This is a genomic window from Pseudomonas azadiae (assembly GCF_019145355.1).
Lineage (GTDB): Bacteria > Pseudomonadota > Gammaproteobacteria > Pseudomonadales > Pseudomonadaceae > Aquipseudomonas > Aquipseudomonas azadiae.
The window spans coordinates 2,433,434-2,447,887 of record NZ_JAHSTY010000001.1 but is presented as its reverse complement, the minus strand read 5'-3'; the positions used below and the strand labels follow the sequence as shown (position 1 = coordinate 2,447,887).

Annotated in this window: 11 protein-coding genes and 3 pseudogenes; 7 read left to right on the top strand and 7 right to left on the bottom strand. The window is 56.0% G+C overall.

Going from position 1 to position 14,454, the window contains the following annotated elements; genetic code table 11:
- Positions 1-6: 6 nt before the first annotated feature.
- Positions 7-615, top strand: a pseudogene (locus tag KVG91_RS11140) (class II fructose-bisphosphate aldolase); the annotation flags it as partial.
- A 70-nt stretch (positions 616-685) separates the two neighbouring features.
- On the opposite strand, the gene KVG91_RS11135 reads toward KVG91_RS11140, so the two are convergent.
- The 3 genes and pseudogenes from KVG91_RS11135 to KVG91_RS11125 form a co-directional block, all read right to left on the bottom strand.
- Entirely contained in the window at positions 686-1,114 is a 429-nt protein-coding gene (locus KVG91_RS11135) for a hypothetical protein (RefSeq protein ID WP_169374435.1), read from the bottom strand.
- Positions 1,115-3,124: 2,010 nt separating this feature from the next.
- Positions 3,125-3,568: a hypothetical protein gene (locus KVG91_RS11130; protein ID WP_169374436.1), complete on the bottom strand. Its 444-nt coding sequence runs from the start codon at positions 3,566-3,568 to the stop codon at positions 3,125-3,127.
- Between the two features lie 707 nt (positions 3,569-4,275).
- Positions 4,276-4,774 (bottom strand): annotated as a pseudogene (locus tag KVG91_RS11125) (polysaccharide lyase family 7 protein); the annotation flags it as partial.
- 42 nt (positions 4,775-4,816) lie between these two features.
- Here KVG91_RS11125 and KVG91_RS27980 point away from each other — a divergent pair.
- Together KVG91_RS27980 and KVG91_RS11120 are read left to right on the top strand one after the other, a co-directional pair.
- Positions 4,817-4,909: pseudogene (locus tag KVG91_RS27980) on the top strand (class II fructose-bisphosphate aldolase); the annotation flags it as partial.
- A 205-nt stretch (positions 4,910-5,114) separates the two neighbouring features.
- Positions 5,115-5,516: a hypothetical protein gene (locus KVG91_RS11120; protein WP_169376419.1), complete on the top strand. Its 402-nt coding sequence runs from the start codon at positions 5,115-5,117 to the stop codon at positions 5,514-5,516.
- Positions 5,517-5,590: 74 nt separating this feature from the next.
- Here the strand turns inward: KVG91_RS11120 and KVG91_RS11115 are convergent, their stop codons facing one another.
- On the bottom strand, positions 5,591-5,884 hold the full coding sequence (locus tag KVG91_RS11115) for a fructose-bisphosphate aldolase (RefSeq protein WP_169376418.1): 294 nt from the start codon (positions 5,882-5,884) through the stop codon (positions 5,591-5,593).
- 482 nt (positions 5,885-6,366) lie between these two features.
- The gene (locus KVG91_RS11110) at positions 6,367-7,032 is read right to left on the bottom strand and encodes a polysaccharide lyase family 7 protein (RefSeq protein WP_217894886.1); all 666 of its coding nucleotides are present in this window, start codon (positions 7,030-7,032) and stop codon (positions 6,367-6,369) included.
- A 312-nt stretch (positions 7,033-7,344) separates the two neighbouring features.
- Here KVG91_RS11110 and KVG91_RS11105 point away from each other — a divergent pair, with 312 nt between their 5' ends.
- Genes KVG91_RS11105 through KVG91_RS11095 form a run of 3 tightly spaced genes read left to right on the top strand, consistent with a single transcriptional unit; the run spans position 7,345 to position 10,309 of the window.
- Complete coding sequence (locus tag KVG91_RS11105; protein ID WP_169378929.1) at positions 7,345-9,450, top strand: putative bifunctional diguanylate cyclase/phosphodiesterase; 2,106 nt, start codon at positions 7,345-7,347, stop codon at positions 9,448-9,450.
- A gap of 42 nt (positions 9,451-9,492) precedes the next feature.
- Positions 9,493-9,993 carry a M48 metallopeptidase family protein gene (locus tag KVG91_RS11100; protein ID WP_069077183.1) on the top strand — a complete coding sequence of 167 codons (501 nt, stop codon included), beginning with the start codon at positions 9,493-9,495 and terminating at the stop codon, positions 9,991-9,993.
- A 19-nt stretch (positions 9,994-10,012) separates the two neighbouring features.
- Positions 10,013-10,309, top strand: coding sequence for a winged helix-turn-helix domain-containing protein (locus tag KVG91_RS11095; RefSeq protein WP_169378930.1), 297 nt, complete (start codon positions 10,013-10,015; stop codon positions 10,307-10,309).
- Between the two features lie 106 nt (positions 10,310-10,415).
- Here the strand turns inward: KVG91_RS11095 and KVG91_RS11090 are convergent, their stop codons facing one another.
- A complete protein-coding gene (locus KVG91_RS11090; protein WP_169378931.1) occupies positions 10,416-10,868 on the bottom strand; it encodes a GNAT family N-acetyltransferase in 453 nt (150 codons plus the stop codon).
- Between the two features lie 200 nt (positions 10,869-11,068).
- On the opposite strand from KVG91_RS11090, the gene KVG91_RS11085 reads away from it, so the two are divergent.
- Positions 11,069-11,806: a substrate-binding periplasmic protein gene (locus tag KVG91_RS11085; RefSeq protein ID WP_169378932.1), complete on the top strand. Its 738-nt coding sequence runs from the start codon at positions 11,069-11,071 to the stop codon at positions 11,804-11,806.
- Between the two features lie 296 nt (positions 11,807-12,102).
- On the opposite strand, the gene yccS is transcribed toward KVG91_RS11085, so the two are convergent.
- Positions 12,103-14,286 carry a YccS family putative transporter gene (gene yccS / locus KVG91_RS11080; protein WP_169378933.1) on the bottom strand — a complete coding sequence of 728 codons (2,184 nt, stop codon included), beginning with the start codon at positions 14,284-14,286 and terminating at the stop codon, positions 12,103-12,105.
- Between the last annotated feature and the right edge of the window lie 168 nt (positions 14,287-14,454).

Genomic DNA, 14,454 nt, shown 5'->3' with positions numbered 1-14,454 from the left:
CCATTCTCAGGCATGGCCGGCGAAGAGGACGGCATCGGCGCCGAAGGCGTGCTCGATCACAGCCAAATGCTGACCGACCCCGAAGAAGCCGCCGACTTCGTCAAGAAAACCCAAGTCGACGCCCTCGCCATCGGCACCAGCCACGGCGCCTACAAGTTCACCAAGCACCCAACCGGCGACGTACTGGCCATCGACCGCATCAAGGAAATCCACAAACGCATCCCCAACACCCACCTGGTGATGCACGGCTCTTCCTCGGTGCCGCAGGAATGGCTGGCGATCATCAACCAGTACGGCGGCGACATCAAAGAAACCTACGGTGTGCCGGTGGAAGCGATTGTTGAAGGCATCAAGTACGGCGTGCGTAAGGTCAATATCGATACCGACCTGCGTTTGGCGTCGACCGGTGCGATGCGTCGGTTGATGGCGACCAACCCGAGCGAGTTTGATTCGCGTAAGTTCTTCGGCGCGACCGTGACTGCCATGCGTGACGTGTGTATCGCACGTTATGAAGCGTTTGGTACTGCCGGTAATGCATCGAAGATCAAGCCGATCTCGTTGGAAGCGATGTATCAGCGGTATTTGAAAGGTGAGTTGAACGCTAAGGTGAACTGAGCCTGAAGCGTTTATGAGAAAACCTGCAGAGATGCGGGGTTTTTGTGGGGGGTATATAAATGAGTGCGTGTCAAACGAATCGGACCTGCGTTACAGCGGTTTGCCCCTGCACCTGACCCGCTGCGTTGGTCACGACCATTCTGAACAGCATATCGATATTCAGTAGTTGGCTTTGAAGGTTGGGCAATGTTGCACCCAATACGTCTCTTGCTGCGCCGTTTCTTTGATAGACATAAGTATCCACGGTCACTCTGGGATAGGCTCCACCTCCAGGCATGGTCCCGGTTCGCTGGAGAGAGGCTGTCATCGTGTCGCCGGCCTTTAGGGTAATGGCGGACGAGGCAGGTAGCAATGAGGTGGCTATGACGGTGCCGCGTGCCGCAATGATTGGATAAGATAGCGTGGCGGGCACGGGCGGGCGGTTACCTTGAAATTGTGATCGGGGGGCGGCTGGGAAGGGCATGATGGTTACCTTCTTGAACGATTGGAAATCGCTCATCAAATACTTGATTTAGTAGACCAGTGGTACATATGGAGCCCCGCTTGGCGGGGCAACGGGCGGCTGGTTCGTCTGCGCTGGGCCATAAACCACGCCTCCTGGGCAAGAGACGCCGTCTTCAACCCAGAGAGCGCCCACATATTGTCCTGTGGTTTGAAAAATCCTGCCGTGCGGATCGCTGGAGAGCTCTACGCCTGGGAAATTGACAGTAAAAAGAGCATATTGGGGCTCGACAGGGGTAGCGTTTGCTCGTGTATCGAGTGCGGCTAACTCAGCCTGCATATTAGGGGTTAGATTATACGTTAGAATCATATCTGAAATAGCGAATACGTCAGTACTTCCGTCGGAATGCAGCAGTGAAACTGTTCCGTTAGCTATGTCTGTAATTGTCGAATCCTGGTATTCGGTTCCGAATGCACTAACGGTTATAGATTTTCCTACTTTATATCCGACTATGGGGAGTTGGCAGAGTTCAAAGATGTCAGGCGTGATCTGTGCGCTCTATGAGTGAGGTCCGTGTTAACTTCGACTGTTCAAGGTTTCGGTTGTTTTTGTGGGTGAGTTAGCGTTTGCTTGAGATACCTCCTGATTGTCGTTTACCGTACAGGGAATGGTTTCTTGATTCTGACTTGCGTTATCGTTTGTGTACTCACCGAAATAAAATAGCTAAGGAGGCTGGATGACTGTCGCTCTCGACGGGTGAATCTGAATCTCCGCTCAGTCAGTCCATTGGTGCTTCGATTGACCTCTTTCAAATAGGAACGTCTACTGTCAAAGTTGACAGGTGTTTCAATTGATTGGTTATAACGGAAACGGAGAGGTAATGCGCCCAGTCATAATGGTGCGTTCAAACCGAGGTGTGAAGTTCTGGAGGATGATATCAGCGAGCCATCTTGTAGTTAATGACTGTTAATTTATACACTGTTAACTCTGACAGTTGACAGAATAGCTTGAGTAATTATGTTATGGGGTGTACCTGCTTTTTTGATCACGAGGATAAAGAATATGCCGTCTTATATCATGCATCCCCCGCTTGAAGTGTATTACTCCGATATGAGTGGCCCTGGGTTTGTTGTAGAGCCTGAATTGGGCCTTGATCCCAAAAATCTCATTAATACAAACTATGCAAAATACAGTAAGCCCTACAGTACTTTTCAATGGTTGGGGGGGGGTGAATCTAAGGTTGCACCTTAATTCAATTGCGATTTCTGCAGGCGATCAATTGGAATACTATGTTTACAACATAACAACGCAAAATATGTTGTCGCGCTATACCTACAGGCAGGTATTTCAGAATTATGGCGGAGGCGTTCAACAAGAAGCGATCATCATGGTAGGCATGCCCGCTCTCAGTCAACTGGGCGCGGGCATTCTTGAGGGTTTCGGTTCACTGACGACAGCCAATACCGTATATGTATTTGGTTCCACCTTCAGGACTCTCGTACTGCCTTGATTGGTAGGGGCAAGCAGTTATAACTACTTTGATCATGGGCGATTAATATTTAACGTTCGCCAATGTCACCCTTGCCCTTCCATTAATTAAGTAAATTCAATCTTCGTCACCGCGGATTGGCCTATCAGCAGGCCCGTCGGATCCGTCACTGCCAACCTGATCAGATATTCAGTATTGAGTAAGTAATTTGCCGGATTCTGTAACTCTGCGCCTAATACATCGTTGGGCTGTCCAGGTCTTGTATAACTGTAGGTATGGAAGGGGACGCGTGGGTAAGGTGTGTTGGAGGAAGGCTGGAGTCCATTCTGTTGGATCGTAGCGATTACACTGTGGCCAGCCATCAACGTAGCGATCATTGCAGGAGTCAGGATAGAGTAGAAAATGTGGTACCCGTAATAAGCCGGGATTTTATACGTTAGCGTAGCGCCGATGGGCGGAGGAGGTTCTTGAACACGAACCTTTGGAGCGCTAAATGGCATGATGTCACCTACATTATTCATGTGAGATTGGGGAGGGCTGTAGTCAAATAATAAATATGTATTGCCTTGCATTATCGATCAGGGAGTGAATTCTATTTTGCGAGCCGCGCAGATATGGTAGGTGTCAGTCGATATTGAGTAAATATCCATCAAAATAAGTTGATTGCCTGTGCCAAGGCTGTTCATTTCTCCAACGGTGATAATAGCGGAAAATGCTGTATCCCACGCCATAGGGGCATTAAAGGAAGAACGGTAGGACCCTGCACCTTTAGTGATATTAATGATCCTGAAGCGTACGCCATCACCTTTTTTAAACATGGTTGCATAGGGGTCTGACATCAAATTAAAGCCTGACGTCTTGGCATGTGAGGGCATGTTGATGCCTGGATAATTGTAATCGATACAGTTTGGATCGCTTCTGTTAATACAGATTTTCGGATTCAGCGGTATTTGTTTAGGATCGACTGGAGATAACGGATAATAGTAAGCCGTTGGTTGATTCTCAAGTTTATAAGAGGGCATGGTTGTCTCCTTTTAACTCTATCATGGAGGGTTCTGAGACATCACGACGCTAGAATACGGCTGCCTTGTAGATGTCCATATGCGATGGTTCAAGTTTCCAAAGGGAAAGCACGTTCCGTAGTGTCGTTCGGTGCATTCGTATACTGACGTGTAAATAATAAGCCATTGACATTGACATTGACATTGCCAGAGGCTGCGGGCTCGCAGACTTATCAGATGGTGAAAGATTAGGGATACCCAATACAACTTTAATATCATCATGAAGCAAAACGTCTTCGTCTCCATTCGGATGCACAAGGGTAACTGAATCGTCGTCTATTGTTTTCAAGATCACGACGGTTATGTCGCCGAAAAAATCGATCGTGATTGTCTCACCCTCTTTGTATGCCAGTATTTGCGCTCGCCTTTCATTCAAAACCGTGGGCATGATATCGGTACTCTGCAGAGTTGGACTCAAGGGTTCAGTCTTTTTTCTCGCTTTTCGATGCTCCATCCTTGGAGCCATATTCAATAGATAGTGATGATTAAATTGCTTGATTATCGCACGAGAGTCTACTGTTAAAGTTGACAGGTAATTAAGTCTATTTGCTATAAGTAAGGTCCAGATGTGACGGAAGGCTTATAAAGAACTTTGCCTATTATTTAGGCCTATGGTTCTTATGTAGAACCGATGCGCGCGCACCGGTACTATTCGAAAGACACGCCAATCACTCGTGATCAATATCCAACTTCTCAAACGTCACCTTCGCCCCCTCCTTGGTGTTGCTACTGTTGTCCTGCACATACACGCCGGCCTTGAAATACAGCGGCTTTGACGCCCACGCGGCACCGATGCGCTCGTTCCATTCCTTGTCGGCGGCATACACGGCGAGCAGCCCGGCTTTGTTCAGGTTGATCATGTAGATGAAGCTTTTTTGCAGCGGCACATTGGACGCGATGGTGATCACGCGGCTTTCATCTTCATCCGGGCGCATGCGCACTTTAGCGACGATGTTGCCGGTCTGGGTCTTTTCCTTGAATTGGTATTCGAGCTTGATCAGCGGTTTCTGGCTGTCATAGGCGTGAATCTGTCCGATCACGATCTTGCCGGTGGACGGCACCTGATTGACGGCCAAGGTGGCGCGCAGGAAGTTGTCTGCGTCCGGATAGGTCCAGTTGCGCAGGCGTCCGTCGGCGTAAGTCTCGCAATTCGCTCCGAGAATAAATCTATCCCCATTCTCAGGCATGGCCGGCGAAGAGGACGGCATCAGCGCCGGTAATGCTTCGAAGATAAAGCCGATCTCGTTGGAAGCCATGTACCAGCGTTACCTGAAAGGTGAGTTGAACGCTAAGGTGAATTGATCCTCAAGCGTTTAAAAGAAGCCCGCAGTGATGCGGGTTTTTTTTCGGCTGGATTTTTTCCAGGCGAAACGCCCGGTCTGTGTAGGTTAAGTTTCTGTTCGGCACTGTCCATTTCTGTTTTATAGGTGGGCTGTCCAAACTGCGCTTTTATCGTTTCCGAATGGTTTAAGGTTAATCCTTATAACAATCTTCGGGAGATTTAATAATGGGCTTTATTAAAACGGCTGGCGCTTTCATGGCGTTTTTTGCAATGGGTTCTGTCGCTTCGGTACACGCCGAAAGTCGGGTGTTTACCGCATCTATTGATGAGAAAGGCACAATCACCGCGCAATCGCCGAAGTGGGTAAAAGAAGTGAAGTTGACCGCGCAGCCTGATTATTTTTCCGATTACAAAGTCAGGTTCGTGCCGGGCGCATTTAAACAGGCGCCGCGCTTTTGTACGGTCTCGGTAACGGATGTGAGTTCAAATGAACATATATTTTATGGTCATGCCAAGTTGGGCGGGATGCCGAGGCTTAATTACGTAAATGTATTGACGCTGAAAGTTGGCGATAACAAGCCGGCGGGAGATGCTTCGATGGGGTTCATGTTGATGTGTGTTGAATAGTCCGCTCCGCCTCCGATCTTAGGCGGTTATAAAGAAGCCCGCAGCGATGCGGGCTTTTTTTCGGATGGACGTTATCAAGCGGCGTCAGGCGTATCGAAGCCGCAGTGCTCGATCACCCGGAATACGTCACTCACGTCCTGAACCAGAATGCGCGCCGTGTTTGCCACATTATTCAGGTCGCGCTCGCCAAAGTCCGGCAGGCTGGAGCAGGCCATCAGGTTGAGGTGTTCGAGGGCGGCGTTGAGGCGTTCGCGCAGGCAGGCGTGGAGGTCCCGCAATGGGGCGTCGCTGTCGATCAAAAGCACGGGCGCGTCGGTGGCGGTTTCAGTGCAGGGGTAAAAGCGGCGGGGCGGAAGTGGGTTCTTCATGTCAAATCCTTAACTCAGTAGAAGAATGACCACCCATTGCTGCGAAACAAATGGGTGGCAGCTGTACGCGGGTTCGCAGACCGAGGAGTTAAGACCCGGCAGACCCGAAGGTCTCCCACGCACAGCCGCCATAACAAAGACGACCGTCGGCTGGGAGCCTGGGCTGTTTTTGACGGGTGCGGAATTAACTCTGTAGGGCTGCGAAACCCTATCGCCGGTCAAGACCGGCGACGGGTCGAACTATAAGCGTCGCCCAGACTCACCGCAACGGCCCTGTAGGACGAACACCAACCCCACAGGCAAAGGAGATTGACTGTGGGAGCCGGGCTTGCCCGCGATGGCGGTGGGCCAGCCGCTGGAATTATTGACTGGTACACCCCCATCGCGGGCAAGCCCGGCTCCCACAGGGATCGTCGGCGTGTTCAAGTGTGCGAATGGTCTATGGGTCATTAGGACGAGGCCTACACGAAATGCAGCACTGCTCAGTCGTGATCAATATCCAACTTCTCAAACGTCACCTTCGCCCCCTCGTTGGTGTTGCCACTGTTGTCCTGTACATACACGCCCGCCTTGAAATACAGCGGCTTTGACGCCCACGCGGCACCGATGCGCTCGTTCCATTCCTTGTCGGCGGCATACACGGCGAGCAGTCCGGCTTTGTTCAGGTTGATCACGTAGGTGAAGCTTTTTTGCAGCGGCACATTGGACGCGATGGTGATCACGCGGCTTTCATCTTCATCCGGGCGCATGCGCACTTTGGCGACGATGTTGCCGGTCTGGGTCTTTTCCTTGAATTGGTATTCGAGCTTGATCAGCGGTTTCTGGCTGTCATAGGCGTGAATCTGTCCGATCACGATCTTGCCGGTGGACGGCACCTGATTGACGGCCAAGGTGGCGCGCAGGAAGTTGTCTGCGTCTGGATAGGTCCAGTTGCGCAGGCGTCCGTCGGCGTAGGTTTCGCGCAGTTCACTGCGTGGGTAAATGGCGTTTTCCGTACGGGTGCCGGTGACGGGCGTCCAGAATTGCACGTTGCTGCCTTCGGCCTGGAAATATTGGTCCTTGAAACCGCTCATCAGCCTGGAGGTTTGGATGGTCGTAGGCGGGGAGCCGACAGGAATGCTGAGGTTCCAGGTGGATAGGTCAATCATGGCGTAGGCCTTTTTACAGAGGGGTGTAGGCATTGGCCCTTGGGCCAGACAGGTTCTTTATAGGTGGTGTTAACCAGATTGTTAAATGTTGCTTGGCAATTTATTGGCGTCAGCGAAGTGTCAAAAAGCCATGTTTCCCAAGATCCGTGGGCTTCAGGCACTGACCGTTAGTCGGCTTCCTGAAAATTGGCGCAATGATGGCACTGAGGTTACTTCTGATTTTTCGGTGCCGGGGCTAGAGTGAGGCCTCAGTGTTTGTCCGGGTTTTACCCTAGAAGTGACCGGAGCAGCTCCCTAAGGAAGAGACGTAGCATGGAATGCGCTCCACACCACGGCGATGGCGATTCGGTTCTTTTGGTGGTCGATGACTACCCGGAAAACCTCCTCAGCATGCGTGCGCTTTTACAGCGCGAAGATTGGCAGGTCATCACCGCAGGTTCCGGCCTGGAAGCGCTCGAATTACTGCTGGTGCACGAAGTCGATCTGGTGCTGCTGGACGTAATGATGCCCGGCATGGACGGCTTTGAAGTCGCGCGCTTCATGCGTGGCAGCCAGCGCACGCGCATGACGCCGATCATCTTTCTCAGCGCCGACGCCCAGTCGCCGGCCGCCGTGCTGGAAGGTTACGCCAGCGGCGCCATCGATTACCTGTTAAAGCCTTTCGACCCGCATATTCTCAAGCCCAAGATCGAGGCGTTGCTGGAACATCAGCGCAATCGCCGGGCTTTGCAGCGCTTGAGCCACGATTTGGAGTCCGCCCGGGCGTTCAATGCGTCGGTGCTCGACAACGCATCCGAGGGCATCCTGGTGGTCAGCGAAGCAGGGGTGATCGAATACGCCAACCCGGCAATTTCACGGTTGCTCAATGCCACCGTGGACGAGTTGCAGGGCCAGCAATTCCTGAGTTTCCTGCAAAAGCCCCATGTGCCGGCGTGGCTGGAGTCGCAGATGTACGCCGGTTACCGCAAGGGTGAAACCTGGCGCCTGCATGATGCGATCCTGCGTACCCGCCGTGGCCAGCAAGTGCCGGTGGCGTTGTCGTGCGCGCCGCTGCCCGCCGAGCAGAAGGCGATGGTGGTGACGGTGCTGGACATGTCCGAGGTGCGCCACCTGCATCAGCAATTGGAGTTCCAGGCCGTCACGGATCCCTTGACCGGGCTGCTGAACCGGCGCGGTTTCTACCAGGCGGTGGAGAACACGTTGCTGCGCAGCGAACGCGCTGAGCAATCCCTGGTGTTGCTGTACCTGGACCTGGACGGCTTCAAACGGGTCAACGATTCCCTGGGGCATGACGCCGGCGACCGGGTGCTGCGCTGGGTGTCGGAGCAACTGCAGGGGTGCCTGCGTTCCTACGACATCCTTGGGCGCATGGGCGGCGATGAATTTACCGCGCTGCTTGAGCTTGAGTTTCCTGAGCAGGCGGCGAAGATTGCGGAAAAACTGATCGAACGTGTGTCGATCTGCCAGCAAGTGGATGGCCTGGACGTGATGCTCGGGGTCAGCATCGGCATCGCCACCTTCCCGGATTGCGGCTCGGATCTCAATGGCCTGCTGCGCGCAGCCGACATCGCCATGTACGAAGCCAAGCGCGCGGGCCGTCAGCAATATCGTTATTACGACCAGGAAATGAACGGCCGCGCCCGTTCGCGCCTGATGCTCGAAGACAGCGTGCGTACAGCCATTCAAAACAAGGATTTCATCCTGGTCTACCAGCCTCAGGTTTCCTTGGAAGACGGACGTTTGCGCGGCGTCGAAGCCCTGTTGCGCTGGCAGCATCCAAGTGTCGGCGATGTGCCGCCGGGGCTGTTCCTGCCGTTGCTGGAAGAGGCGCGGCTGATCAGCCAACTGAGCACCTGGATCTACCAGCAGGCTGCTGCCCAGCGCCAGACCTGGCAGGCGATCTTTGATGATGAACTGATATTGAGCGTGAGCTTGAGCAGCAACCAGTTCTGTATGCCCAACCTGGCGAACCAACTGCAGCAGGTACTCGAACGACATGGGTTACAGGGGCGCCAGTTGGAGGTGGAAATCAGCGAAGAGAGCTTGATGAGTAACCTCGAGGAATCGACCAAGCAGCTCAAGTTGCTGCGTCAACTTGGCGTGCGTACCGCCCTCGACGACTTCGGCCTGGGCCACTGTTCCCTGGCGCATCTGCGTGACCTGGCCTTCGACACCCTCAAGCTCGACCCGCAGTTGGTCGCGCGCCTGCCGGGTTCTGCGCGGGACGCGGTCATGGCGCGCAGCATTATCGAGCTGTGCGGGCATTTTGAGGTGGCGGTGGTGGCTGAGGGGGTGCAAACCCAGGAGCAGGCCCAGTGGCTCAAGGCCAATGGTTGCGCGTTTATTCAAGGCCCGTTGGCGGCGCAACCGTTGATGGCCGAGGAAGTGGCCGACTGGTCGCGCGCCCGCTTGCGCTGAATTCGCTACACTGGCGCCTATCCGAACCTTGTTGCAGACCCCATGACCGCGCTGAAGTATCTCCAGGCCTATCCCGCAGCCCTCCAGGAGCAAGTGCGCCAACTGATCGCCAAGGATCAGTTGGGCGCTTACCTGGAACAACGTTACCCCGAACGCCATGCCGTGCAGAGTGACAAGGCGCTGTATGCCTACGCGCTGGCCTTGAAGCAGGAACATCTGCGCAATGCGCCGGCCATCGACAAAGTGCTGTTCGATAACCGCCTGGACCTGACTCACCGCGCCTTGGGCCTGCACACCACGATCTCGCGGGTGCAGGGCGGCAATCTGAAGTCCAAGAAAGAAATCCGCATTGCCGCGCTGTTCAAGGAAGCCGCGCCGCAATTCCTGCGCATGATCGTGGTACACGAACTGGCGCACTTCAAGGAATCGGACCACAACAAGGCGTTCTACAAACTCTGCGAGTACATGATGCCGGGCTACCATCAAGTGGAATTCGACCTGCGCGTGTACCTCACTTATCGCGACCTGCAGGGCAAGCCCTGACCGCACAAGGCGACCAACCATGGATGTGAGCAAGACCAAGAGCAGCTTCTACCGCCGCCTGTACGTGGCCTACCTGATCGACAGCGGCCAGGCCAGCAGTGTGCCGGCACTCACCGACGCCACGGGCATGCCCCGGCGCACGGCGCAGGATACGATTGCGGCGTTGGCTGATTTGGACATTGTGTGTGAGTTCGAGCAGGAGGACGGCGCCCGCAACCATGCGGGGCACTATCGGATTCGCGATTGGGGAGCGATTGATCGGCGGTGGATCGAGGTGAACCTGGTAGGGATAAAGCGGGTGTTGGGTTATCCCTGAAGCCCGTCGGTGACTGTGCTGACGCCTTCGCAGGCAAGCCAGCTCCCACATTGGATCGGGTTCACACGGTCAAAATGTGGGAGCTGGCTTGCCTGCGAAGAGGCCCTCAAACACGCCGCATACCGATATGTGGAATGTCATCCTCCAGATACTCCTCACCCGCCACCACAAACCCATACCGCCCGTAATACCCCTGCAGATGCGCCTGGGCCGAGAGGAATATCGGTGTATCCGGCCAGATGTCTTCAATTTGCTTGAGCGTCTCCTCCATCATCCGATGCCCCAGCCCGGTGCCGCGCGCCACGGGCGCCACAAGCACCCGGCCGATCACCACATCGCCGCCCTGGGATTCCGGATCCAGCAGGCGCAGGTAGGCCACCAGCGCGTCATCCTGCCAGGCCATCAGGTGATGGGTATCGCCCGACAAGTCCTGCCCGTCAATGTCCTGATAAACACATTTCTGCTCGACGACAAAAACCTCGTTGCGCAGGTGCAGGATGGCATAAAGCTGCTCCTTGCCCAGTTCGTCGTGATGTTTACAAACCCATTCAACCGTCATGGCGTGTTCTCGTGTAAAGGTCTGCTGTGGATAGTAAGCGCAGCAGGCGACGCTGTCTAAATGCGCTATTTTTGTGAATGAGGTCAATTTGCCATCATTCGGCGCCTTGGCGACCGGTTTCTTTGTGTAATCTGAGCTACTGTTAGCACCTCGGGCCCCGCCTGAGCCCAGGCCAACGCCTGCCTGCCAAGGACTTGAGCATGCCGCGATTCTCTCGTGCCGTTGCTTTGATTGCAGTGTTGCTGCTGGCCCAGCCGGCTTTTGCACAGCGTCTGCGCCTGGTAGCGGATGCCTGGCCGCCCTTTACCGATGCCACCTTGATCAACGGCGGGCTGGCCACCGATATTGTCAGCACCGCCCTGGCCCGTGCGGGGTACGCCAGTGACTTCGAGCAGGTGCCTTGGGCACGCGCGCTGATGGGGGTCGGCGATGGGCGCTATGACGTGCTCGTCAATGCCTGGTATGACAACGCCCGTACGCAGTTGGGGCAGTTTTCCAGTGAGTACTTGCTCAACCGCGTGCGCTTCATCAAGCGTCGCGACGATCCCATAGTGTTCCAGCACCTTGAGCAACTGCACGACTATCCGATCGCCGTGGTGCGCGGGTATGCCTATTCGGCGGCGTTTGATGGCGATGCGCAGTTGCAGAAAGTCCCTGTGCATAACTTCGCCATGGCCGTGCGCATGCTCGCGGCGCAGCGGGTGCGGCTGACGGTGGAGGATGAATATGTGGCGCGTTACTACCTGTCCCGCGAGTCCGCGCGGGTGCGCAATGCGGTGGAGTTCTTGCCCACGCCGCTGAGTGAAAACAGCCTGCATATCCTGGTCAGCCTCAAGCACCCCGAGCATGCGCAGATCGTTGCCGGGTTTGATCGGGAGATTGCCAAAATGAAGGCGGATGGGAGTTATGCGCGGTTGATGAAACAGCATGGGATGTAGTGTCCTTTCGGGCCTCATCGCAGCATAGGTATCTACACATCTTTGTAGTGAGCGGGCTTGCCCCGCGCTGGGCTGAAGCGGCCCCAATGAAGCCACCGCGGAGTCCAGATAGAAGCTGGTCGCCTGGTTTGGGGCGGCTTCGCCACCCAGCGCGGGGCAAGCCCGCTCACTACAAGGAGATTTTTCAGCCTTTGAAAGGTGTGTAGATACCTAAGCTCATCGCAGGCAAGCCAGCTCCCACATTTGACTGAGTACACAATCAAAAATGTGGGAGCGGGCTTGCCCGCGATAGCTATTCAGGCCGCGCTGGTATCTTTGATCAAATGCGCCGCCAGCGTGCGCAACGGCCCCAATTGCCGACAAATCAACGCCAACTGCGTCTGCACCAGCCGCTGCCCTTCATCGATTTCATCCGGCATCTGCTCCAAGTCCGCCGCCAGCGCTTCTTCGGCATCGCTCTGGATCCCAATCGGCTGTTTATTGGCCAGCCCCGTGGCGATTTCATCGATGCTGGCCGCCAGGGAATTACCTGCGCCTTCGATCAGATGCTCGCGCACCTCGGCCGGCAACTGGGTTTCGCGGTGCGCACCGAGCCCTGACAAATAGCTGAGCAAGGTGTGCGACAACACCAGGAAGCGGAAGCCCACGTCCGCCTCCTTACGGAAGTGCCCCGGTTCCATCAGCATGTTCGCCAGGGTCGTCGACAGTGCCGCATCGGCGTTGTGCGCGTTGCGCCGGGCCAGGCGATAGGCCAGGTCGTCGCGCTTGCCAGCGGCGTATTGCTGCATGATCTGGCGCAGGTAGATGCTATTGCAGGTCAGGGTGTTGGCCAGCACTTTGTTCAGGCGCCGGCCCTGCCAGTCCGGCAGGAACAGGAACACCGCCAGCCCCGCAATCAGGCTGCCCAGCAAGGTATCGAACAGCCGTGGCAGGAACAGCCCGTAGCCATCGCCGACCTGGTTGAAGCAGAACAGCACCATCAAGGTGATGGCGGCGGTGGCCAGGGTGTAGCGGGTGGTACGGTTGATAAAGAACACCAGGCCGGCGGCGATGGCGAACATCGACTGCACCAGCGGGCTCGGGAACAGGTCGAACAGCGCCCAGGCCACGGTCAGGCCGATGGCGGTGCCGATGATCCGCTGGCCGAGCTTGCGCCGCGTGGCGCCGTAGTTGGGCTGGCACACGAACAGCGTGGTCAGGATGATCCAGTAGCCCTGGGACGCGTGGATCGCGTGCAGCATGCCGTAGCCGACGGTCAACGCCAACGACAGGCGCAACGCGTGGCGGAACAGCAGCGATGTCGGCGTCATTTGGGTGCGCAGGCGTGTCCACATTTCCTTGAGGTTACGCGGGGCGCGGTCCAGCAGGTTGCTGTCGGTTGCGTCAGCCAGGGCGTCGGGGTTGCTGGCGTCGCCGAGCAGGCGGTCCAGCGTGGACAGGTTGGCCGCCAGCGCACGCAACGAACGCAGCAGGCCGCGCCAGGCCGGGTTGCTCTGGATGCGCAGGTGTTCCAGGGACGCGTTGAGGTCACCCAGGGCTTCGGCGAAGCTGTCGTCATAGATGAACGGCTGGCGCAGCTGGATCGATTCGCCCAGCGCCTGGCAAGCCTTGCCCTGTTGGCGCAGCAGGCGCTGGCAGCGGAACAGCACGTCGCTGTGGAAGAACGCGTCGGCGAGGGCGTTGTAGGGGTAGTGGGACGAACTGGCACGTTCGTGAATGTCCTGGGCGAGGAAGTACAGCTTCAGGTAGCGGCTGACTTTCGAGCCCGGCCGTCCATTGCCCACGCGGTGCAGGATGATTTCCTTCGCGGCGTTGAGCGCCGCCACCACGCGGCCATTTTGCTGGGCCAGCTCCAGGCGTCGCGCCTCTACATCCAGTTGGCGGATGGGTTCGAACAGCGACGACTTGAGCTTGAGGTAACGCCCCAATTCACGGAACAACCGCGCCAGGCTCTGTTGCACCGGCTGGTTGGAAAACAACGCCTGCCACAGCACCGACAGCGCGCCGTACCAGGCGGCGCCGGCCACCAGCAGCAGTGGCTCATGCCAGAAATCGCTGACGGCGCCACCGCGCTGGTCCACGCCGATCATGGTGTACACCGACAGGATCAGCGTCGCCGACGCAATCGCGCCATAGCGTTCGCCCAAGGCGCCGAGCATGGTCAGGCAAAAAGTGGCCAGGGCCAGGGAAATCGCGAAGATCCAGGGATAGGGGAACAGCAGCTCAACCGACAGCGCGGCGATACTGAAACACACCAGCGTCACTGCCAGGGCGTTGAGGCGGCCTTGCCAACTGTCATCGGTCTCGGCCAGGGCGCTGGCGATAATCCCCAGGAACAGCGGGATCAGCAGCGTCATTTCATCCTGATACCAGCACAGCGCCATGCTGCCGGTCAGGGCGATGAATACCCGAATGCTGTAGCTGAATTTATCCAGTGCCCACAGGCGCCGCAGGGACTGCTTGAACGAGGTCGATGACATGAAGGCAGGAGTCTTCCGGAGCGATGCCGCTAAATTGAGCCAGTAATGACGCTACGGCAAGCGTGGCGATCACATCTGAGAACAAAATATATTCCGGTCTCCGCATTTCAAAGTTGGAATGCAGTCAATGTGGGAGCGGGCTTGCTCGCGAATGCGGTGTGTCAGTTG